We start from the raw sequence: 20,558 nt of genomic DNA on the forward strand, positions 1-20,558 counted from the left end.
GGAACCGACGTGACCAATGGCCGCTTTGTCCGGCATTGTTGCCATTGGACTATTTGCTATTGTCCTTCTTCACCAACTGCGCGGCAAATGCAACGCCGGTGCCCGGTCCGGCATAGGTGACCATGATGACGTCATCCAGATAGACCCCGTTGAAAATCCCTGCGGACACATCATCCCCGGAAATCCCGCCCTCGGCCAGAACAAAGCGGGTGGGGTCGTCCAAGGAAAACGTGCCCATCGCCTCTTCGACGATCCAGTCTGTTTCACCGATCCGCCGCCAGCGGTTGGTGGCGGTGATCAGGTTGCCGTCCAGTTTGGTGATTTCCAACTCCATCTCGGTGCGCAACAGGCCCTTTTCATGGTTCGGGTTCGATTTGGCAAAAGCAACCAGATAGGTGCCGGTCCACGTGCCGACGATCTGAGGAAAGCCACTGCCGTCATCTGCTGAGGCCGGGACGGTGAATGTCAAAGCAATGGCAAGAGCGAGGCCGCGGGTAAGAAACTGTATCATTTTAAAAGGTTCCGATTACTGGATTGAATGGCTCTACGCTACCGCAGTGCGGGCGTTTGGCAAGTTTTCTGAGTGCAAGGCATGCGACGCGTTGTCTTGCCATTGAGCCTACCGAAACGCCGCTAATCCCCTTAGGATCGGGCGGAATTCACGTCATGTTACAGCGCCAATTCAGGGATTTGTCCGATGCCAAAACCTGTTGTCTATACCGGAGGGTGCCTGTGCGGGCATATCAGGTTTGAAGCCCGTGGGCCTGCATTAAACCCGCACACATGCTCTTGCAGGATGTGTCAGCGGCACACCGGGGCACTGACGACCGTATGGGTCGAGTTTCCCAGCGACGCGGTGCTCTGGACAGGACCCGGCGGGCGGCCTGCAACCTACCGGTCCTCTGAGTATTCCAGCCGCGCTTTCTGCCCGAAATGCGGCAGCAGCCTGGGCGCGATTGACGATGCACCGACCATTGCACTGTTAACGGGGTGTTTTGACAGCCCGGGTCGGAAAGGTCTGATCCCGACCTCACACTCGTATCGGGGCAAGCGTCCGAAATGGTGGCGTGTCGACATCAAGACGGATTAGCGGGGGTCGAGTTGCGTACTCCGTCCATCCAGAGCGAGTTCAAAAAAAGAAACCGGCGCCCTGAGCGCCGGTTTCAGTGTCATTGACAGCACTAGATGCCAGAAAAAGGCCGCGTTTAGCCAAACACCCGTCCCAACGCGCCATCGACCGCGTCGGTGATCTGGTCGATGTCATCCTTTGTTGCGATCAGGGCAGGTGAGAAGCACAGCGTGTTGTTGCGGCTTGGGATCGAGCGGTTGGTAACGCCGATGATCACGCCTTGCGCCATACAGTCTGCCACAACCGCCTGCGCCAGTTTTTCATCGACAGGCTCTTTTGTCGAACGGTCTGCGACCAGTTCGGCCCCAAGGAACAAACCCTTGCCGCGCACATCGCCGATGACCTTATGCTTCTCCATCAGCGCTTGCAGATTGCTTACCATGTGCTCACCCATATCGGTGCAGTTGGCTAGCAGGTTTTCATCTTCGATGATCCGCATGTTCTCAATAGCCGCCGCCGGACCGGCGGTGCAGCCGCCAAAGGTCGAGATGTCGCGGAAATAGTTCATCGGGTCCGCCGCGTCGTCCTTGAACATGTCAAAGACCTCTTCGGTGGTGACCATGCAGGCGATCGCGGCATAGCCCGAAGCAACGCCCTTGGCCATGGTCACAAAGTCCGGCTTGATACCGTATTGCTGATAGCCAAACCACGTACCCGTGCGGCCAACGCCGCAGACCACTTCGTCTATGTGCAACAGCACGTCGTATTTCTTGCAAATCTCCTGAACGCGCTGCCAGTAGCCTTCGGGCGCTTCGATCACGCCTCCACCGGCTGTGACCGGCTCAAGGCATAGGGCACCAACCGTGTCGGGACCTTCGCGCAGGATGACTTCTTCGATCTGGTCAGCCGCCCATTCACCGAAATTCTCGTCCGGTGCGCCATCCAGCTCGTGTTTGCGGTATTCCATGCAATGCGGCACGCGCACGAAATCGGGTGCAAAGGGACCGTATTGCGCCGTGCGCTCGTCCTGGCCGCCGGCCGACATGGTCGCCAGTGTCGAACCGTGATAATCGCGGTCCCGGTACAGAATCTTGGTCTTCTTGCCGCCATAGCGCTTGTGCGCAATCTGGCGCACCATCTTGAAGGCCTTTTCGTTCGCTTCCGAGCCCGAGTTTGTGTAGTAAACCCGGCTCATGCCGGGCATTTTGCTGATCAGGTTTTCAGCGAAGATTGATCCCGGGATCGAGCCCGCCGAGTTTGCGAAATAGCACAGCTTCATCAGCTGGTCGTAGACCGCCTTGCAGATCGATTCGCGGCCATAGCCAACGTTCACTGTCCAGACCCCACCCGAGACTGCGTCCAGATGCTCTTTGCCGTTCTGGTCCCAGACACGCATGCCTTTGCCTTCGACAATGATGCGGGGATCATTTGTTTCAAAGGGTTTATGCTGGATCAGGTGGTGCCAGATATGGGCGCGGTCGGCTTCGACGACGCGGGAAAGATCGTTTTCATTGAACGTGCCGTCCATGACATGTCCTTTCAAATTCTGAAGTGCTTCGGCGGCGGGAACAGTCCCGTCCCGGCATGTGTTTCCGATGGCTCAGATCACCGCGAAAGCCCGGCGGTAGATAGGGCCAGATTGCATCATCGCGTATCGCCAGTCCATGCAAATGCCGTATTAATACGGATTTGTCACAGGCACAGCTTTGTGCTCAAGTCGCCCATGGCCAATTGGGAGGACTGGCAGATGACAGCCACAAATATCTACGAGCGTCATTTGGACAAACGCCGTGCAAATTATACGCCTTTATCCCCGTTGAGTTTTATTGAGCGAACGGCGCATGTCTACCCGGACTACCCTTCTGTTGTGTATGGCGAGCGCCGGTACACCTGGTCGGAAACCTATTCGCGTTGCCGCCGACTGGCTGGCGCGCTAGCGGCGCGCGGAATAGGGCAAGGCGATACTGTCTCCATCATTGCTGCAAACATTCCCGAACTGTATGAGGCGCATTTTGGCGTGCCCATGGCGGGCGCTGTTCTGAATGCGATCAACACGCGGTTGGACGCCCCTGTTATCGCCTTCATTTTGAACCATGCTGAGGCAAAGGCATTGTTGGTCGACCCGGAATTTTCCGGCGTTGTGAAAGAGGCGTTGAAACAGGTTGATCACGACGTGCTGGTCGTCGATATCGAAGACCCTAGCTTTGACGGTGGCGAAAAGCTGGGCGATCTGACCTATGACGCCCTGTTGAGCGAGGGCGATCCGGACTTCGCCTGGTCCTTGCCAGATGACGAATGGAACGCCATCACGCTCAACTATACCTCGGGCACGACGGGCAACCCAAAAGGGGTTGTTTACCACCACCGGGGTGCTACGTTGAATGCACAATCGGATATTCTGGACTGGGACATGCCAAAGCACTCGGTTTATCTCTGGACCCTGCCGATGTTCCATTGCAACGGCTGGTGCTTTCCCTGGGCCATGGCCGCCAACGCTGGCGTTTCGGTCTGCCTGCGCGCCGTGCGCGCCGAGCCGATTTATGCCGCCTTCCGCGATGAGAACGTTACGCACTTCTGCGGTGCGCCCATTGTTTTGAACATGCTGGCGCACGCGCCGGAACACCTCAAGGATTTTGACCACCAGATCAAGGTCATGACGGCGGGGGCCCCGCCGCCTTCTGCCGTGATCGAAGCCATGGAAGCGATGGGGGTTGAGGTCACACATGTTTACGGTCTGACCGAGACATATGGGCCTTCGGTGGTCTGCGCATGGAAAGAGGAGTGGAACGACAAGGGGGCGGCGGACCGCGCGGCGCTGAAAGTGCGGCAAGGGGTTCAGTATTCGGCTTTGTCGGGCCTGATGGTGGCCAATCCCGATACGCTGGAGCCGGTGCCGTCCGATGGTGAAACCATGGGCGAGATATTCATGCAGGGTAACGTGGTGATGAAAGGATATCTGAAGAACCCCAACGCCACTGACACGGCGTTCCGCGGCGGTTGGTTCGCATCCGGTGATCTGGGTGTGATGCATCCGGACGGCTATATTGCCCTCAAGGACCGGTCCAAGGACATTATCATTTCGGGTGGTGAGAACATCTCATCCGTCGAAGTTGAAGATATCCTGTACAAGCATCCCGCCGTTATGGAAGCAGCCGTCGTTGCGCGCCCGGATGAAAAGTGGGGGGAAACACCCTGTGCCTTTGTCGAGCTGAAACCAGACGCCACAGCAACCGAGGCCGAGTTGATCGCGTTCTGCCGAGACAACATGGCCCACTTCAAAGCGCCGAAAACGGTGATGTTTGGCGCCTTGCCCAAAACCTCGACCGGAAAAGTGCAAAAGTTTGTGCTCAGAGATCAGGCGCGGGCTTTGGGTTAGGCGGATGGCCGGTCAAATATCGACAAATCCAGATCCAGCATCTCACCCATCCAGAGGGCATGGTCGCGGTGGTCGGCAAGATGATCGCCTGTTTCCGGGTGGGTAAAGATCGTTAAACCCCGGCGGTTCAACATCAGCCACGGAATAACCTGATCAAACGCGTCCGGTGCAAAACCCAACTGGCAACTCCAGCGCGGATGTGGGCCTACAGTGCGTGAGTGCATCCGACCCATTGCAACCGGAAAAAGTCGGGCGGCGTCTTCGCAGACCTGCTGCGCCGTGTCCTGAGTATCGGCGTCAAAATAGACATGTGCATGGTAACTGGTGATTTCTGACATCGGGGCCTCATTTGATTGATGAGGCAAATGTATGAACACGCGGCGCCTGTTCAAATCCGCACTGGTACACAGGGTTTGTGCAGTTTCTAAACGGGCGCGTTGGCGTCAGGGTGCGCAGCGGCAAAGGCAGGATGGTCTGCACAAGCGGCTTCCACACCCAGAATGCGCGGCATGTCGGACAGATCGACCTGCCACCGGCGCGCGTTGTACAGCTGCGGCACAAGGCAGAGATCGGCCAGACCAGGCTCGGCCCCCGTGCAATACGGCGATTGCTCAAACCCGGCCAACAGCGCGTCAAAGGCCCCAAGCCCTGGCCGAATAAAGTGGCGCATCCAGTCGCCAGGCATGCCCGTAGCTTGGTCGCTGAGGTCGGATGCGTATCGGGCAACAGCCAGATTGCAAATGGGATGCACGTCCACAGCAACGGAATAGGCCAGAGCCTGAACGCGAGCGCGTGTCGCGGGGTCTTCTGGCAGCAAGTTCAGGTGTCGCGTCCGGTCCAGATATTCGAGGATGGCCAAAGACTGTGTCAGCCGCAGGCCATCGATTTCCAACACAGGTACCAGGCCTTGTGGATTGCGCGCCAGATGCGCGGGCTCCCGTTGCTGGCCGTTCGCCAAATCCACCGTGACCGGGTGATACGCAATGCCTGCCAAATTCAATGCAATCCGGACCCTGTAGCTGGCAGATGATCTCCAATAGTCAAACAGAATGACGTCGCTCAAGCGGCGTCTCCTGTTTGGCTGGCTTGAGGATCAGTCAGTGCAGCGGCTTCTATCGCCTGGGTCAGAACAGACGGATCGCCGATATGATTTGCCAGAACCAGTATCAGACGCGCGTTCAGCGCATCGCTGTGGGCCTTATCCAAGCCATCATGGGCGGCCAACAGGTTTGCATAAAAACCATCTGCGTCTTCGATGTTCGGGGTGACGATCAGATCTGCCATCATATTCACTCCTTGCCCGTGGCCCGGCGGATGGCCTGCCGGAAGGCATTTTCTTCAAAATTGTCGCGCCGCGCCGCCACATGTTGATCTGGACGGATCAGATATACCGCGCTCTCCGCATCGCCGAGATAGCGGCGTTTCAGCTCCAACGTCGCGTCATCTTTGACCGACACTGCAAGCCGCGTGACCTTAGTCCCGTCTTCTTCCAGAACGTCAGGCGCCTTTGCGTCAATCGTCAGCAACGTGAACTTGCCGGCAAGCTTTGGCAACAGAAAATCGCCCCCCAGCGGTGCATCAGGACATGCTGACCCGGGCCGTGTCCGGGCTGGTCCGTTCAGCGCATCCGCAGAATTTAAAGGGGACCCGTCGTAGATGCAGGGCTCGCTCAGGCGTCCCGAATCCACCAATGGGCGCGCAAACTCGTAGTGCTCGCTGAGATCCAGCACCGCATCCCTTAAAACCCGCGACATCTGCGATTTCGGGGTGATGAAATCGGTCGAGCGGCTGGACTTTTTGATGTTCTCATCGGCAGCCTGAATGCGCTCGGAATCATAGCTGTCCAAAAGGCTCTCTGGCGCTTCACCATCGATGACCATTTTGAGTTTCCAGCACAGGTTGTCGGTGTCTTGGAAACCCGAGTTCGCACCACGGGCGCCAAATGGGCTGACCTGATGGGCGCTGTCACCGGCAAAGAGAACGCGACCCCGGCGAAATTTTTCCATCCGGCGGCATTGGAAGGTGTAGATAGACACCCATTCGAGCTGAAAATCGACATCTTCGCCCAGCATCGCCTTGAGACGTGGGATGACGTTTTCGGGTCGTTTCTCCCGCTCGGTATCAATGTCCCAGCCCAGTTGCAGGTCGATGCGCCAGACATTGTCCGGCTGTTTGTGCAGCAGCGCGGATTGCCCCCGGTTGAAGGGTGGATCGAACCAGAACCAGCGCTCGGACGGAAAGTCCGCTTCCATGATCACATCGGCAATCAGAAAGTTATCCTCGAACACACGGCCGTCGAAATCGATCCCCAACATTCGACGTGTGGGTGAGTTCGCGCCGTCACAGGCAATCAGCCAATCAGCCTCGACCGTGTAGGCACCATCGGGTGTTTCAACTTCTAGCCGCACATGGTCGTCATGCGTGCCGATGGCCTCGACTTTGTTGCGACCCCGGATTTCCAACGGTGCACCCTCGGCCTGCAGAGCCCGCACACGATCCACGAGGTAGTTTTCCAGATGGTATTGCTGGAGGTTGATGAACGCGGGGTTTGCATAGCCTTCGTCAGGCTGCAGATCGAAATCATAGACGTCCCGGTCGTCGAAAAACACTTTGCCGCGATCCCATTGAACGCCTTTCGACAACATCTGCTGACCGCATCCCAGCCGGTCGGCGATGTCCAGCGTACGCTGGGAGAAGCAGATGGCGCGGCTGCCAAAGCTGACCTTGTCGTTTTCATCCAGCACGAGAACTTCTACACCTTGCTGGGCCAGATCAATCGCAGCGGCTAGACCGACCGGACCCGCGCCGATCACCATGACTTTGTGCCGGACCGGCGTCGCCGCATCCTGATCCGGGCTGCGTTCATAGCCATATAACGGAACTTCAAAAATCTTGTTCATGGGCTTTCCCCAATGCTGCTGCGCTTCAGGCACACGTACTACATCCGCCAGCGCGCTACGCTGGTGGCCTCAAACCATGGTCTCATCGATTCCCTTGCGGCAAAACGATCTGGATCAAGTTTTCCGCCAATTCTATCCCTGCAAGGCCTCCCACATCTCAATGTCGCGCTGGGCAGTCCAGATGCGAGGCGTGTCGATCCCGCGCGCCTCATCATAAGCCCGGGCGACGTTGAACGGCAGGCAATGTTCGTAGATCGCATACTCGGCAAACTTGGGGTCGCACTCGGCGCGTACGGCGTCCCACGCTTCTTTCAAACTGCCACCGCGCGCTGCGACTTTTGCCGCCGGGCGATACGTGCTGTCGACGAAGTCGCGGGTGTTTTCGATGGCGGCGTTGACCATGTCCTTGCCGACCAAAGCATCGCCTCGACCCGGAGCAATGGCATCCACGTCAAACCACCGGATTTCGTCCAGAGTATCGCCCCAGTCGCCAAAATGGCCGTCGCCGCAATAACAGGCCGAGTGGTATTCGACGATGTCGCCCGTGAACATCACGTTCTGATCGGGCACATGGATGACAATATCGCCCGCCGTGTGTGCCCGGCCCAGATGCATCAGGTCGATCCGGCGATTGCCCAGATAAACCGTCATCGTGTCGCTGAAGGTGGTGGTGGGCCAAGTCAGGCCGGGAATGCTTTCGTGTCCTTCGAACAGACGGGGAAAACGTTGAAACTCGCTGTCCCAGTCTTCCTGACCACGCTCGACCACCATAGCGCGCGCCATATCGGACATGATGATCTCTTGTGCGCCAAAGGCCGAAGCCCCAAGAACGCGGACAGCATGATAATGCGTCAGCGCCACATGCGTGATCGGCTTGTCGGTCACCGACCGCACGCATTCGATCACCTTGTTTGCAAGGCGCGGCGTGGCCTGCGCCTCGACGATCATCACGCTGTCATCACCGACAATGACGCCCGAGTTCGGATCGCCCTCGGCAGTGAAGGCATACAGCCCATCGCCCACTTCGGTGAACGAAATCTTCTTTTCCGACATGTCCCCCTGGGACGCGAATGCCTTGGCCATATTGGGTTCCTTATCGAGCGTATGGGTTTTCGAGGGCCGGGAGAACGGTTCCGACACATTCGCCAAATCCGATGGTGAACCCGTCGCCTTTGGCCGCACCCGTGAGGGTCAAGGTATCGCCATCCTCAATGAAGCTGCGGGTGTCGCCAGTGTCCAACGTCAGCGGTTCCTTACCGCCCCAGCTCAGCTCCAGCAAAGATCCGCGTTCCGGTTTGGTCGGTCCCGAGATGGTGCCAGAGCCCAGCAGATCTCCGGTGTTCATCGGACAACCCGATGTCGCGTGGTGCGCCAGCTGTTGCGCCGCTGAATAGTACATCTGGTTGTAGTTGGTGTTGGATATGGTCGTTGGCGTCTTGCCTTCAGGAGCCATAGTGATCGACAGGTCGATGTCATAGAGCATCGGGCCGCAATCCTTCAGGTGGTCCAGCAATTCGAACTCACGCGCAGGCGTATCGCAGCGAAAGGGTTCCAGCGCGGCTTTGGTTACGATCCATGGGCTGATCGAAGTTGCGGTCGCCTTGGCCTGAAACGGCCCCAGCGGCTGGTATTCCCAAGCTTGAATGTCGCGCGCCGACCAGTCGTTCAGAAGCACATAGCCAAAGATGTGATCATCGGCCTCCTGCACCGAGATGGGGCCATCAGACGATGTACCTACAATGGCACCCATCTCGAGCTCAACATCAAAGCGGCGGCTGGGCAGAAAGGCGGGCAGATCTTCGTCGGGGGATTTGAGCTGCCCCCATGGGCGACGGATATCGGTGCCGGAAACAACCACGGACGAGGCGCGCCCGTTGTAACCGATTGGAATATGCAGCCAGTTTGGCGGGAGGGCATTCTCAGCGCCGCGGAACATGGTGCCGACATTGAAGGCGTGGTTTCTACCCGCATAGAAATCAGTGAAATCACTGACGGCAAACGGCATATGCATTTCCGCAGTGTCCTGCGCGATCAACATGGGCTCGACCTTGTGGCGTTCATCGGACCCCTCGGCCAAAAGCGCTGTCAGGCGGTTGCGAAGAGTGGTCCATACGGCGGGACCTTGTTCCATGAGCGGGTTCCAGAAGGGCAGGTCGAACAGCGGCTCATCCGACAACACGATCAGCCCTTCGGTCTCGGCAGCGGTGATGTCAAAAATCATGTCGCCAATGGCCGCACCACAGCGCGGATCGCCGCCTGCCGTCGAGAAGACCCCGTACGGCAGGTTGTTCAACGGGAACGGGTGATCTGCCGAGTTAGCGGATGCAACCCAGGATTTGATCAAAGGCATACTTTGTCCTTTTGTCTTTCATTCGTTTACGAAGCGGAACGGAGGGATTTGAGACCAAGCAAAACTGCCGCCAATATCATAAAGCTGCCCCCGATCCGGTCGAGCCAGAGCTTTGCCGGTCCTTGCAATCGACGCCCCAGCCAACTGGCACTGCCGCCATAGGCAATCAGGAAAAGCCCGTCGATGGTCAGGTAGGTCGCTGATAAAATGGCGAATTGCGGCCAAAAGGGCAGGGAGCCATCGATGAACAACGGAAAGAGCGCTGCGAAAAAGACCACGGCCTTTGGGTTTGCGGCGGATGTAACAAAGCCTTGCATCCAAAGGGCTTTGCGGCTGGCGCGCGGCCTGTTTTGCGAAGACGTGGCGCTTGTCTTCAGAATTTGCTTGAGGCCAAGAAACACCAGATAGGCGACGCCAAGCCACTTGATCACTGCGAGGGCGGTTCCGGACGTTGCGATCACGGCAGCAAGGCCAAGCCCTGCGGCCAGCATCTGCAGGAAATTGGCCGTAAGATCGCCGGAGGCGGTGAATATCCCGCGCCTCAGCCCGTTGGTTGCCGAATTCGACAACATCAGTAGTTGGCTGGGTCCAGGTGTGCTCATCAACAGCAAAACCGTGGCCACATAGGTTATCCATGTCTCAAGGGTCATTTTTTACCTGGCGTCCCGTCAAATTTCTTTTCGATGTCGGTCCAGCAGTCGATGTAATCATCCTGCAACGGCGCCTCGGTTGCCGCAAACCCAGTTAGGTGCTGCGGGAACCGGGTTTCGAACATGAACGACATGGTGTTTTCCAGTTTGTCCGGCCCGAGGTTTGAATTTGACGCCTTTTCAAACGCCTCCTTGTCTGGCCCGTGCGGGATCATCATGTTGTGCAGGCTCAAGCCACCGGGAATAAACCCCTGCGGTTTGGCATCGTACTGGCCGTAGATGTTGCCCATCAGCTCAGACATGATGTTCTTGTGGTACCAGGGCGGGCGGAACGTGTCTTCGGCAACCATCCAGCGTTCGCGGAACAGGACAAAGTCGATATTGGCGGTGCCCGGTTGGCCTGAAGGCGCTGTGAGAACCGTAAAGATCGACGGATCCGGATGGTCGAAAAGGATTGCGCCGACGGGGCAATAGGTGCGCAGGTCGTACTTGTAAGGCGCATAGTTGCCATGCCACGCTACAACGTCCAGCGGGCTGTGGCCAATCCTTGTGGTGTGGAATTGCCCGCACCATTTGATTGTCACGGAGGAGGGCGCGTCGCGATCTTCAAACGCGGCGACAGGGGCCTTGAAGTCGCGTGGGTTTGCCATGCAATTGGCTCCGATCGGACCGCGCCCGGGCAATTCGAACTTTTGCCCATAGTTTTCACACACAAAACCGCGTGCCGGTCCGTCCAGAACTTCGACCCGATACAAGAGACCGCGCGGGATGATCGCGATTTCCTTGGGTTCCAAATCGATGATGCCCAGTTCGGTTGCAAAGCGCAGGCGGCCTTCTTGTGGCACCACCAGCAGCTCTGAATCAGCCGAAAAAAAGTAGTCATCCACCATTGATTCCGTGACCAGGTAGATGTGGCTGGCCATACCAACCTGCGTGTTCACGTCACCGGCCGTGGTCATTGTACGCATCCCCGTCAGCCAGGTCAGGCCGGCGTCGGAATGCGGAACAGGGTCCCAGCGATACTGGCCAAGGCTGATCACGTCCGGGGCGATGCAAGGTGCGGACTTCCAGTAGGGCAGGTCGATTTTCTTGTAACGATGCGAATGTTTGACCGACGGCCGGATGCGATAACACCACGTACGCTCGGGCGGATTGGCCGTAAAAGCTGTACCGCTTAGTTGTTCGCCATAGAGGCCATAATTGCACCTTTGCGGGCTGTTCATGCCTTGCGGCAGGGCATCGGGCAGAGCCTCGGTTTCAAAGTCATTTCCAAAGCCGGGCATATATCCGGCATGGGTTCCAACAGGGGTGCTGGCCTGCGTCAGGTTTTGCGGATCCGTCGGACGATTCATCGTGAGTTCCTCCGTTTGCTGCTTGTCGGATAATAGTTGATTTTGTAACTAACAAGCATGGCAAAAGACGAAACTGGCAAAAAAGATCAATTTGATCTGCAAATTTTCCTTCCCTACCTGCTCAATCAGGCTGCTGAAGAGAGTTCCCTTGAATTTCAGCGCATTTACAAGGGCCGCTACGGTATGCTCAGAACCGAATGGCGAGTTCTGTTTCACTTGGGTATTTTTGCAGAATTGACCGCACGAGATATCGCCGAAAAGGCCAAAATACACAAAACCAAGATCAGCCGCGCCGTGCACAAGCTGGAGCAACGGCGGTACCTAAAGCGATCACGCGACGATTCTGATCGCCGGATAGAGAGGTTGACGCTCACACCGTTCGGCCAATCAGTGTATCAGGAATTGAGCGGGATCGCCGAAGAGTACGACGCCAAACTGGCCGGAAAATTCACGCAAGATGAGGCGCGGCTGCTGCGCAGCATGCTCCAGCGTCTGGCCGGGATGGATTGAGCACTGGTAATTTCGCCCGGACATTCCCAGATGTGTCATAAATCTGATACGGACAGAGTTATGGCAGCCCCCAGTTCCCTTACCCTTTCAATGCACGAGATGATCGACTGGTTGGTCCAAAAAGGGCTGGACGGTGCCGTGCAGGAAGAATTGCTGGAAGGGTTCTGTACGCGGTTGATCGATCTTGGCATCCCGCTGATGCGGTTTCACGCAGCTCAATCTACATTGCATCCGGTGTATGGCGGAACGGGGTATAGCTGGTACCGCAACAAAGGTGGCGAATCCGAGAAGTTTGAAAAAACAGACGTGCCCAGCGATCTGTGGCGCAGCAGTCCTTTGTACGCTTTGTTGCACGAGGACATGGATGAGTTGCGTGTCCGGTTGGTCGACCAGAATGAACCCAGCCGTTTCCCTTTGCTGAACGACCTGCGAGAGATCGGTGCGACGGACTACTACGCAACTGGCGTGTCGTTTGAGCGTAACGGTCAGATGCGCCCGGATGGCCTCAGAGAAGTCAGCGATGGTGTGTTGATGTCCTGGACCAGCAATGCCCCGCAAGGGTTCGGCGATAAGGATTTGGCCCTGATCAATGAGGTGTTGCCGCATCTCGGCTTGGCTCTGAAATCCACAAAGAACCAGGTCATGGCCCGTGATCTGATGCGGGTGTATCTGGGGCGGGATGCCGGACAACGCGTCTTGTCCGGTGAAATCAAACGTGGCTCGTTACAACAGATCGACGCGGTAATCTGGAATTTCGATCTGGAAGGCTTCACCAACATGTCCGAGGAGTTGCCCGGGCAAGAAATCATAGAAATGCTGAACGACTATCTCGCCGTTGCTGTCGGCGTGGTTCACGATTGCGGCGGCAACATATTGAAGTTCATGGGCGACGGGCTGATGGCCATGTTTGACGTTGGTGAAATCGATGCAGACGCCCGCGCCGCGCTGAGCGCGGTACCCTTGCTGAAAAGCCGTATGCGCGATCTCAACGCATATCGGCAAGACGCAGGGCTTCCCGTCGCCCACTTCACCCTTGCATTGCACTCCGGCGAAATCCTGTACGGCAATATCGGGTCAGAGACGCGACTGGATTTCACGGTGATCGGTCCTGCGGTCAATCAGGCGGCCCGCATCGCCGGGATGCACCGGTCATTGGATCAGCGGATCCTGATTTCCGACGATGTCGCCCGTGCCGCGCAACCTTGCGCGCAAGAACTGGTGTCGGTCGGTCGCTATATGTTGCGCGGCGTAACCGAACCCAAAGAGCTTTTCACTGTCTATGCACCGGAGAGTTAAAAGTCGATCTCGACACCCGGCAGATTAAGTTCGCGCATCATGTCGCGCAACTCCTGCCGGGCTGCGATGTTTGAGATATTCAATTGTTTGACGCCGATATCCTTGAGATCCAGCAGGGTCAGGCCCCGCGGAAACAGCTCGCGAAAAATCACCCGCTCGGAAAAACCCGAGGCCACGCGAAACCCGATCCGCTGAGACAGCATTTCGATTGCGCGCTGCATCTTTTCCTTATTGACCATGCGCTGCGTACCAACGCGATTTCGGACAACGACCCAATCAATCGGTTTCAAACCGGCTTGTGCCCTCAATTGCCGCGCGTTCCAGACCATCTCGGAATAGACTGACGGCCCGAGGATTTTTTCGCCTTTCGAGTCAATCCGCGCCAAAAGGTCGAAATCGATGAAACTGTCGTTCAATGGTGTGATCAACGTGTCCGCCAGCGAATGGGCTACCTGACTCAGCCGGGTGTGCGAGCCGGGGCAGTCGATCAGAATAAAGTCGCTGTCGCTTTCCAACTCGGCAACGGCGGCGGACAGGCGGTGATCATAGATGTTTTCGCCGGGCTTGAGTGTGTTTGCATCGATCTCCGGCAAATCGTGATGGCGCGGGCCGGGAAGTGTGACCTCTGTACCATTCAGAAAGTTGCCGCGATTTTCGAAATAGCGCCCAAGACTGCGTTGCCGCAGATCGAGATCCAATGTGCTGACCTTATGGCCCAGACGCGCAAGCGCTGTGGCTACATGCATCGACACGGTCGATTTGCCTGCGCCGCCCTTTTCGTTTCCGACCACTATGATATGTGCCATGCTTGTGTTCCCAAGTCTTGCCGTGTTTGCCCACACGTTGTTGTGAGCCACTATATGTTGTGTCCTCACCGAAGGAAAGAACCTCGCGCGGCGCATTGAGACAATATCCGGCTCCAATTTGGAAAATCGTGAGCGATGCGCGGGTTACAGTGCGAAGCTTGCCAAATCTGAGTCCCTGATTCACTGTCACGTCAGCGGTTCAGCAAGGAGAACATAGGTTGGACCACCTGTTCCTGAACGTATTCAACGTGGTTCTGCCCGTTCTCATCTGTGTCGGAATCGGGTATTGCCTTGCGGTGTTCAAGGCTCCGTTCGACAACAAGGTGATCGGCGGACTCGTCTCAAACGTCGGGTACCCGACCCTGATCATCTCGCATCTGTCGACCACCAAACTGGATGTTGAGACCTTTCTGGACATGATGACCGCAGCTGTACTTGCAATTGCGGGTTTTGCCGTGTTGGGGTTTACGGCGCTCAAGCTCTTGCGCCTGCCGGTGCGTGCCTTTTTGACACCGATGATGCACGGAAACGTCGGCAATATTGGCCTGCCGATCACCTTGCTTGCACTGGGCAATGCCGGCATGGCCTACACGATGGCCTTTGTGGTTGTTGTGTTGATCAGCATCTTTACGGTCGGCATGTGGATACCGGCTGGCGCGTTCTCGCCTCGCAAGCTTGTCACATCCCCGATCATCTATGCTGTAATCGTGTCCCTTATACTGATGGGAACGGGGTACAGCCTGCCGCAACCGCTTTCAAAATCCTTTGATATCCTCGGCGGGCTATCGATCCCGCTGATGCTGCTGACGCTTGGGCACACGCTGGAAACCCTGAAGATCAACAAGCTCGGCCGCGCGATATTGCTGACCGCACTGCATCTTGTGATGGCTGTGGCAATTGCTAGTGCCTTGATTTGGCTGTTCGGGTTTACAGGAATTGAACGCGGTGCATTGATCCTGTGTTGCCTGATGCCGTCTTCTGTTGCGACCTATCTGTTTATCGACCGCCACGTTCCGGAATACGCGCCGGATGTCGCTGGCTTTATTCTGGTCTCGACCCTGACCACAATCGTCGTGTTGCCGGTCGCATTGTCGTATTGGATTTAACTGTCAGCCGGCAGAGTTTTGACCTGTAAGATGTTTAGAACAAGCGCAATGAGTTCGAAATGACAAGTTCACTCTGCGTCTTACCAGTTCGCGCAGTGGCAACCGGTCTATTGACCATCGGAAGCGGGTCGCTGACCGTTTCGATTGTACACCTGGCCACAGCCTTAGGTCTGTAAATGCACTCAATCCCGCACCATTGCTTGCCCCAATCGCAATGATCCCCTATCGCGGAACCCGCCACATTTATCGCCTAGATCATGGGTACTGATGCGCGCTCCCAAAAGGGATGGAAAGCCGCAACACCCGACGCGCAAAAAGACCACCACTATGCGGCGGACCAAATTTTTGTTTTAATGTCGATATCTTATCCTTGGAACCTAACGGTTCCAGTGGCGTTACTTAGTGATTTTTCCGGCTCCCGAACCGGTGCAAGCCCTGAGGTACATTGATGTCGATAACCGATCCAAACATGGCCTCTGACTTGGGCGGCGCGCGGGTGGTGCTGGCGATGACCGCGATCTGCATGATGGTTGTCGGGTTCAACACAACCGCCGTTGCAACCATTCTGCCGAACCTCAAGTCCGAGTTCGATCTGACACCGTCCGGCCTGCAATGGGTAATGGCAATCTACACGGTGGTCAGCGCCTCGCTGGTCACGATTGTCAGCCGTCTGGGGGACATTATCGGCAAGATGCGGATATTCTTTTTCGGAATGATCGTCTTTGCCTGTGGCTCAGCCTCTGTCCTGTTTTCGCAGGACGCGGCCATGTTGCTGATCGGACGCGGCGCGCAAGGCGCTGGGGCTGCCGCGCTGTTCGGAACGTCCCTGTCCGTACTGACCGCTGCAACACCGGAAGAGCAGCGCGCGGGTGTCACCGGGGCCTGGGGCGCCATTGTCGGTCTTGCTATCGGTGTCGGGCCGATTGTGGGTGGGGCCTTTGCCCATTATCTGAACTGGCGCGGCGTTTTTGCGACCGATATCGTCTTGCTGGCGATTGCCTTCGTCATCGGGGTGCGCGTGGCCAGACGGAAATACGTACCCGACACACGGCTGGAAGGCGCAGGATTCGACTACGCGGGCGCGGTTGCCATCCTATTGCTTCTGGGTCCGCTGTCCTTTGCCCTGAGCAATGGGGAAAGCAACGGTTGGGGCAGCATGTTGACCCTGATACCACTGGCTGTTTCCGCGGTTGCGGTTCTGGGGCTGGCTGTCACATCGCGGCGCAGCAAGGATCCCCTGGTGGAACTGCGGTATTTCCGCCACCCGCGATATCTGATGGCGGCTGCCGGGATGTTCTTTGCGGGGTTCACGCTGTTTTGCTTCTTCGTCTACTTCAATGTCTTTGTGCAATCTCCGGACGCGTTCGGGTACTCCGCCATCGGCGCCGGGTTGGCGATTCTGCCGCTGAGCCTGAGCATGTTTGTCCTGTCCGTAACCGCCCCGCGCTTTCTGGCGCCTTACAGTTTTCAATGGCCGGTGGTGATCGGGATGGGTGCCATGGCCATCGGGTTTTTTCTGCTGGCCACCACGCAAAACTCCACCACCTTTGCGGAAATCTGGTGGAAGCTGTTGATCGTGGGGGTCGGGATAGGTCTGTGTTTCTCGCTTCTGCCGCGCCTCGGCCTTAGATTGCTGCCCGAAGAGCATATGGGGCAGGGGTCGGGTGTCATCAATGCGTTTCTCTATTTCGGGGCGACCATGGGGTCCGTCGTGGGTGGATTGGCTGAGGCGATCACCATCCGGTCCGGGCTATCCAATGTCATCGCCACGCTGCCAGCCGGTTCGACGCAGCGTGAGGATCTGGCCCATGCGCTGGCCCACGGCACCCCAAGCCAGATTCAACAACTGATTGCCGGATTGGATCCGCAGACGGGCACCGCACTCGCAAGTGCCTTGCGCGAATTGCAGGACGATGCGTTCGACAGCACCATGCTGGTGACCGGCGTGGTTGCCCTGGCGGGAATGATCCTTGCGCTTTTGCTTTTGCGCGGCCCGGTCCCGCCGGTACACAGCGCAGTGAACTTGACGAAAGAGCGGGAATAGCCGGTGATTGAGCGCGCGGCCTAAGAACTGCATCATCACCAAAGACCTTATTCTGTACGGGTTCGGAACGTGTGTCGAGTATTGAAGCCATGTGGTCACCTTGGGTGACAATGCGGGAAGCCCTTTTCTGGCAAAATCTCAGTAACGAAGTTAACGTTGCTGAGGAACTGAAATGGATGTTTTGCACGCGAAAGCCTGGGCAGACTCTTGTTTTCGACTAAAGTCGACGGATGATGATTTCTACAATCAACACAGCTGCGACTGGCTCCTTTTTGTCAGGTCTGCGGTGAGAAGATTGCCAAAACCGAAAGTTGAAAAACACAGTCGACCGCCGAGACTACCCAAGACACTAGAGCAATAGGACAATGACCCAGCCACCGAACGGACTTGCCGAAAACGCCGCTGTGATGGACGTGATAGCACGTGAAACAGAGATGTTTGTGCAACAGGACTTCGACGGCTGGGCTGCGTGTTGGGTTCAGGATGATCGCACGCGCGAAGTCTGCATCTCGTCATCCTTTGGTGCAACGGTTCTTGAGGGGTGGGACAAGCTTAGCGACTACATGCGCACCGTCATCGAGAGCGGGGCTGTGTGCAGACTCTCGGACGTTGAGCGGTACAACGTCAGTGTGACCGTGAGCGGAGACATCGCGCATGTCGTGTTTGATGAACGCTCGTGTCACACCAATGGCCGGGTGGAACAGACTTTCGAAACCCGCGTTCTGGAGCGTTTGGATGGAAGATGGCGCATTCTCTACGCCTCTTTCATTCTGCGCGGGCATCAACAAATCGATTCCAACCGGCTGGCCATAAATGGCAAGGGAGAAATCCTGTGCGCCCCGGAAGAGGCACGTCGTCAGCTTGAGCGACATCCCGGTCTCACAATCTCAAACAACCGGCTGCGTGCCACCAAACCTGCATGGGATAAAGTTCTCCAGGCCGGGCTGGACTGTGCTGCACAACAACACGGGTACTTTCAACACTACCGGTATATGTCTCAGAGTGGGAAAAACTTCCGACTTCCTGTCGTCTTGGGCGAAACGGACGAAGGCGGTGTCGTGGTTTGCATGCTCTTCGTCAGAGACGGGCTAACCTTTGTCGAAACTCGAAACGACGGTGATATCGAGGCGCGCATGAACGTAGCCAAGATTGTCTTTGGCCTGTCTGACGGACAGATGTCGCTCGCGCATCGCATCGTCTGCGGTGATAATCTCACGGCAGCGTCCGAAGCTCTCGGCATCAGCATCAATACTGCCCGGACGCATTTGTCCCGCATTTACGCTAAGACGGGCATTAACTCTCAAACCGCATTGGTGCGGACCTTGCTCAGTGTCGGGTAACGGCAGCGAAGCTGTCTTGTTTTAGCTGGCCTTTGAAACCTCGCAGCGATTGGGCTCCCGTCCATTGTCGACCATCCTGAGATGGTAGAAAATCCGCCTTTTCAGGGGGGCTCAGGCGGCTGACAAAGCTGGGTTTTAAACGGATTGTCGCGAGGCGGCCTCTTGACGCGTGTTTTAGTCGGAAAACGCTAGTTTCACGCCCAGGAAACCGAAGGCCCCTCCGAAACATCTCTTGATCCAGTTTAACACCGTTGGACGTGTAACAACGTAGTCTCTCGCCGCCGATGCAAATGCACCATATCCTACAAAAACGACAAACGTCATAACCATAAATGCCAGCGCCAGATTTATTAGCTCGCCTGTAGCATTCGTAGAATTGGCAGAGATGAATTGTGGTAAGAATGCCAAGAAAAACAGCGACAGTTTGGGGTTCAGCACGTTGATGAGCGTGCCAGTTGCCGCGATTTTTGCGTAGCTCTTGGACCTTCTTTCTTCGCTGACCTCCATGGTGCCACCTTCCCTAAGGATGCTCCACGCCATGTAAAAAAGATATATGACTCCAAGGTATTTAATGACCTGAAAGGCGAGCGCACTTGTGTTTAGCAGCGCGGCCAGACCGACAATGCTTGCGACTGCGGCCGGAACGATACCAAACGTGCAGCCAAAAGCTGCAGCCACACTGGCTTTGAAGCCGCGACCAAGACCAACAGCAAGCGTGTAGATAACGCCAGTGCCCGGCAACAAAACAACAACCAGGGCGGTCAATAAAAACTCAATAGACATGGCATCCTCCCAATTCCAACGCATGTTCAATCTAGCGAGCGGACAGTGAGTGAACCCAGTCGGAAGATCAAGAAAATCGCAACGGCAACACCCCAAATGGCCGAACCCAGACCACATGAATGTTAACAGTCTGCCTAGTACATAAACCCGTAACCTTGTCCTTCAGACAAGCAAAAACCCTGCCAAAATGACAGGGTTTTAGCAATCTAACGCCGCCTGATTGGACGGCCTCTCTCATTCGAAACGGATCAGGCTCAGAAGCCCAGACCTTCGTATTTCTTCTTGAACTTCGACACACGTCCGCCGGCGTCCATCAGGCGGGTGCCGCCACCGGTCCACGCAGGGTGTGAGGAAGGATCGATCTCCAGAGACAGCTGATCTCCTTCGCTGCCCCAGGTGGATTTCATCTGAACAACGGTGCCATCGGTCATTTTGACGTCGATGACGTGATAATCGGGATGGATGTCTTTTTTCATCTTTCCGTTCCTTACGCTTCGGCGCCAGCCTTGGGCTTGTAGTTGGTGACCTCTGCGATACGTGCGGATTTACCGCGGCGCGAGCGCAGGTAGTACAGTTTGGCGCGACGAACGCGGCCACGGCGGACAACGGTGATGCTGTCGATGTTGGTCGAATACAGCGGGAACACGCGTTCCACGCCTTCGCCAAACGAAATCTTGCGAACGGTGAACGAACCGGCGATGCCTTCGCCGCCCTTGCGCGCGATGCAGACGCCTTCGTAGTTCTGCACACGGGTGCGCGACCCTTCGGTCACCTTATAGCCGACACGAATGGTGTCACCGGCTTTGAAATCGGGGATGTCTTTCCCCAGGGCGGCAATCTGTTCCGCCTCTAGCTGTGCGATCAGGTCCATCGCAGGTACTCCTATCTGCTCGTGGTTGGTCCACGAAGTTTGGGCACGGGCTGAGAGCTCTTGGTCTTCACCGGGTCCTGCGAACAGCCCGCCAGAGGTCAGATC

21 protein-coding genes are annotated in these 20,558 nt (G+C 56.7%); 7 read left to right on the top strand and 14 right to left on the bottom strand.

The genetic code is table 11. From position 1 onward, the window contains the following. Positions 1-49: 49 nt before the first annotated feature. Positions 50-511: a hypothetical protein gene (locus ACR3ES_RS08830; protein WP_170435021.1), complete on the bottom strand. Its 462-nt coding sequence runs from the start codon at positions 509-511 to the stop codon at positions 50-52. Positions 512-697: 186 nt separating this feature from the next. Here ACR3ES_RS08830 and ACR3ES_RS08835 point away from each other — a divergent pair, with 186 nt between their 5' ends. Beyond that, on the top strand, positions 698-1,090 hold the full coding sequence (locus tag ACR3ES_RS08835) for a GFA family protein (protein WP_170435023.1): 393 nt from the start codon (positions 698-700) through the stop codon (positions 1,088-1,090). Between the two features lie 115 nt (positions 1,091-1,205). Here ACR3ES_RS08835 and ACR3ES_RS08840 read toward each other — a convergent pair whose 3' ends face one another. Next, a complete protein-coding gene (locus ACR3ES_RS08840; RefSeq protein WP_170435024.1) occupies positions 1,206-2,597 on the bottom strand; it encodes an aminotransferase class III-fold pyridoxal phosphate-dependent enzyme in 1,392 nt (463 codons plus the stop codon). A gap of 219 nt (positions 2,598-2,816) precedes the next feature. On the opposite strand from ACR3ES_RS08840, the gene ACR3ES_RS08845 reads away from it, so the two are divergent. After that, positions 2,817-4,445: an acyl-CoA synthetase gene (locus ACR3ES_RS08845; RefSeq protein WP_170435026.1), complete on the top strand. Its 1,629-nt coding sequence runs from the start codon at positions 2,817-2,819 to the stop codon at positions 4,443-4,445. Here ACR3ES_RS08845 and ACR3ES_RS08850 read toward each other — a convergent pair. From ACR3ES_RS08850 to hmgA, 8 genes are all read right to left on the bottom strand, one after another. Continuing rightward, on the bottom strand, positions 4,442-4,783 hold the full coding sequence (locus ACR3ES_RS08850) for a DOPA 4,5-dioxygenase family protein (protein WP_170435028.1): 342 nt from the start codon (positions 4,781-4,783) through the stop codon (positions 4,442-4,444). The genes ACR3ES_RS08845 and ACR3ES_RS08850 overlap by 4 nt on opposite strands. 86 nt (positions 4,784-4,869) lie before the next feature. Continuing rightward, positions 4,870-5,508 (bottom strand): maleylacetoacetate isomerase, encoded by a 639-nt coding sequence (maiA, locus tag ACR3ES_RS08855; protein WP_170435030.1) that lies wholly within the window; start codon positions 5,506-5,508, stop codon positions 4,870-4,872. Continuing rightward, positions 5,505-5,729: a DUF2783 domain-containing protein gene (locus ACR3ES_RS08860; RefSeq protein WP_170435033.1), complete on the bottom strand. Its 225-nt coding sequence runs from the start codon at positions 5,727-5,729 to the stop codon at positions 5,505-5,507. Before ACR3ES_RS08860 ends, maiA begins: the two co-directional genes overlap by 4 nt. Before the next feature lie 5 nt (positions 5,730-5,734). Further along, entirely contained in the window at positions 5,735-7,345 is a 1,611-nt protein-coding gene (locus ACR3ES_RS08865) for an FAD-dependent oxidoreductase (RefSeq protein ID WP_170435035.1), read from the bottom strand. Positions 7,346-7,477: 132 nt separating this feature from the next. Next, positions 7,478-8,428, bottom strand: a complete 951-nt coding sequence (locus ACR3ES_RS08870) for an MBL fold metallo-hydrolase (protein ID WP_170435036.1) — start codon at positions 8,426-8,428, stop codon at positions 7,478-7,480. A 10-nt stretch (positions 8,429-8,438) separates the two neighbouring features. Continuing rightward, the gene (fahA, locus tag ACR3ES_RS08875) at positions 8,439-9,695 is read right to left on the bottom strand and encodes a fumarylacetoacetase (protein ID WP_170435038.1); all 1,257 of its coding nucleotides are present in this window, start codon (positions 9,693-9,695) and stop codon (positions 8,439-8,441) included. 26 nt (positions 9,696-9,721) lie between these two features. Further along, the gene (locus ACR3ES_RS08880; RefSeq protein ID WP_170435040.1) at positions 9,722-10,345 is read right to left on the bottom strand and encodes a LysE family translocator; all 624 of its coding nucleotides are present in this window, start codon (positions 10,343-10,345) and stop codon (positions 9,722-9,724) included. Continuing rightward, entirely contained in the window at positions 10,342-11,697 is a 1,356-nt protein-coding gene (gene hmgA / locus ACR3ES_RS08885; RefSeq protein WP_480425221.1) for a homogentisate 1,2-dioxygenase, read from the bottom strand. The genes ACR3ES_RS08880 and hmgA overlap by 4 nt, the downstream gene beginning before the upstream one ends. A gap of 57 nt (positions 11,698-11,754) precedes the next feature. Between hmgA and ACR3ES_RS08890 the strand changes: the two genes are divergently transcribed. Beyond that, a complete protein-coding gene (locus ACR3ES_RS08890; RefSeq protein WP_170435044.1) occupies positions 11,755-12,207 on the top strand; it encodes a MarR family transcriptional regulator in 453 nt (150 codons plus the stop codon). 60 nt (positions 12,208-12,267) lie between these two features. Next, the gene (locus tag ACR3ES_RS08895; protein WP_170435046.1) at positions 12,268-13,503 is read left to right on the top strand and encodes an adenylate/guanylate cyclase domain-containing protein; all 1,236 of its coding nucleotides are present in this window, start codon (positions 12,268-12,270) and stop codon (positions 13,501-13,503) included. Here the strand turns inward: ACR3ES_RS08895 and ACR3ES_RS08900 are convergent. Then, the gene (locus ACR3ES_RS08900) at positions 13,500-14,309 is read right to left on the bottom strand and encodes a division plane positioning ATPase MipZ (RefSeq protein WP_170435048.1); all 810 of its coding nucleotides are present in this window, start codon (positions 14,307-14,309) and stop codon (positions 13,500-13,502) included. The two genes, ACR3ES_RS08895 and ACR3ES_RS08900, sit on opposite strands and share 4 nt — an antisense overlap. Positions 14,310-14,527: 218 nt before the next feature. Between ACR3ES_RS08900 and ACR3ES_RS08905 the strand changes: the two genes are divergently transcribed. From ACR3ES_RS08905 to ACR3ES_RS08915, 3 genes are all read left to right on the top strand, one after another. Continuing rightward, positions 14,528-15,415: an AEC family transporter gene (locus ACR3ES_RS08905; RefSeq protein ID WP_170435050.1), complete on the top strand. Its 888-nt coding sequence runs from the start codon at positions 14,528-14,530 to the stop codon at positions 15,413-15,415. 448 nt (positions 15,416-15,863) lie between these two features. Then, positions 15,864-17,459 (top strand): MFS transporter, encoded by a 1,596-nt coding sequence (locus tag ACR3ES_RS08910; RefSeq protein WP_170435052.1) that lies wholly within the window; start codon positions 15,864-15,866, stop codon positions 17,457-17,459. 365 nt (positions 17,460-17,824) lie between these two features. Continuing rightward, on the top strand, positions 17,825-18,799 hold the full coding sequence (locus ACR3ES_RS08915; RefSeq protein WP_170435054.1) for a nuclear transport factor 2 family protein: 975 nt from the start codon (positions 17,825-17,827) through the stop codon (positions 18,797-18,799). 174 nt (positions 18,800-18,973) lie between these two features. Here ACR3ES_RS08915 and ACR3ES_RS08920 read toward each other — a convergent pair whose 3' ends face one another. The 3 genes from ACR3ES_RS08920 to rplS all read right to left on the bottom strand — a co-directional run bounded on the left by ACR3ES_RS08920 (position 18,974) and on the right by rplS (position 20,453). Beyond that, a complete protein-coding gene (locus tag ACR3ES_RS08920; RefSeq protein WP_170435056.1) occupies positions 18,974-19,582 on the bottom strand; it encodes a LysE family translocator in 609 nt (202 codons plus the stop codon). A 254-nt stretch (positions 19,583-19,836) separates the two neighbouring features. Continuing rightward, entirely contained in the window at positions 19,837-20,058 is a 222-nt protein-coding gene (gene rpmE / locus ACR3ES_RS08925; RefSeq protein ID WP_170435057.1) for a 50S ribosomal protein L31, read from the bottom strand. A gap of 11 nt (positions 20,059-20,069) precedes the next feature. After that, positions 20,070-20,453 carry a 50S ribosomal protein L19 gene (gene rplS / locus ACR3ES_RS08930; RefSeq protein WP_170435059.1) on the bottom strand — a complete coding sequence of 128 codons (384 nt, stop codon included), beginning with the start codon at positions 20,451-20,453 and terminating at the stop codon, positions 20,070-20,072. Positions 20,454-20,558: the final 105 nt, after the last annotated feature.

The organism is Ruegeria sp. B1, from assembly GCF_056535885.1.

What these genes read in the sequence shown, in the direction of transcription:
- ACR3ES_RS08830 (WP_170435021.1), bottom strand. Translation starts at nt 511, where the DNA reads ATGATACAGTTTCTTACCCGCGGCCTCGCTCTTGCCATTGCTTTGACA.
- ACR3ES_RS08835 (WP_170435023.1), top strand. Translation starts at nt 698, where the DNA reads ATGCCAAAACCTGTTGTCTATACCGGAGGGTGCCTGTGCGGGCATATC.
- ACR3ES_RS08840 (WP_170435024.1), bottom strand. Translation starts at nt 2,597, where the DNA reads ATGGACGGCACGTTCAATGAAAACGATCTTTCCCGCGTCGTCGAAGCC.
- ACR3ES_RS08845 (WP_170435026.1), top strand. Translation starts at nt 2,817, where the DNA reads ATGACAGCCACAAATATCTACGAGCGTCATTTGGACAAACGCCGTGCA.
- ACR3ES_RS08850 (WP_170435028.1), bottom strand. Translation starts at nt 4,783, where the DNA reads ATGTCAGAAATCACCAGTTACCATGCACATGTCTATTTTGACGCCGAT.
- ACR3ES_RS08860 (WP_170435033.1), bottom strand. Translation starts at nt 5,729, where the DNA reads ATGGCAGATCTGATCGTCACCCCGAACATCGAAGACGCAGATGGTTTT.
- ACR3ES_RS08865 (WP_170435035.1), bottom strand. Translation starts at nt 7,345, where the DNA reads ATGAACAAGATTTTTGAAGTTCCGTTATATGGCTATGAACGCAGCCCG.
- ACR3ES_RS08870 (WP_170435036.1), bottom strand. Translation starts at nt 8,428, where the DNA reads ATGGCCAAGGCATTCGCGTCCCAGGGGGACATGTCGGAAAAGAAGATT.
- fahA (WP_170435038.1), bottom strand. Translation starts at nt 9,695, where the DNA reads ATGCCTTTGATCAAATCCTGGGTTGCATCCGCTAACTCGGCAGATCAC.
- ACR3ES_RS08880 (WP_170435040.1), bottom strand. Translation starts at nt 10,345, where the DNA reads ATGACCCTTGAGACATGGATAACCTATGTGGCCACGGTTTTGCTGTTG.
- hmgA (WP_480425221.1), bottom strand. Translation starts at nt 11,697, where the DNA reads ATGAATCGTCCGACGGATCCGCAAAACCTGACGCAGGCCAGCACCCCT.
- ACR3ES_RS08890 (WP_170435044.1), top strand. Translation starts at nt 11,755, where the DNA reads ATGGCAAAAGACGAAACTGGCAAAAAAGATCAATTTGATCTGCAAATT.
- ACR3ES_RS08895 (WP_170435046.1), top strand. Translation starts at nt 12,268, where the DNA reads ATGGCAGCCCCCAGTTCCCTTACCCTTTCAATGCACGAGATGATCGAC.
- ACR3ES_RS08900 (WP_170435048.1), bottom strand. Translation starts at nt 14,309, where the DNA reads ATGGCACATATCATAGTGGTCGGAAACGAAAAGGGCGGCGCAGGCAAA.
- ACR3ES_RS08910 (WP_170435052.1), top strand. Translation starts at nt 15,864, where the DNA reads ATGTCGATAACCGATCCAAACATGGCCTCTGACTTGGGCGGCGCGCGG.
- ACR3ES_RS08915 (WP_170435054.1), top strand. Translation starts at nt 17,825, where the DNA reads ATGACCCAGCCACCGAACGGACTTGCCGAAAACGCCGCTGTGATGGAC.
- ACR3ES_RS08920 (WP_170435056.1), bottom strand. Translation starts at nt 19,582, where the DNA reads ATGTCTATTGAGTTTTTATTGACCGCCCTGGTTGTTGTTTTGTTGCCG.
- rpmE (WP_170435057.1), bottom strand. Translation starts at nt 20,058, where the DNA reads ATGAAAAAAGACATCCATCCCGATTATCACGTCATCGACGTCAAAATG.
- rplS (WP_170435059.1), bottom strand. Translation starts at nt 20,453, where the DNA reads ATGGACCTGATCGCACAGCTAGAGGCGGAACAGATTGCCGCCCTGGGG.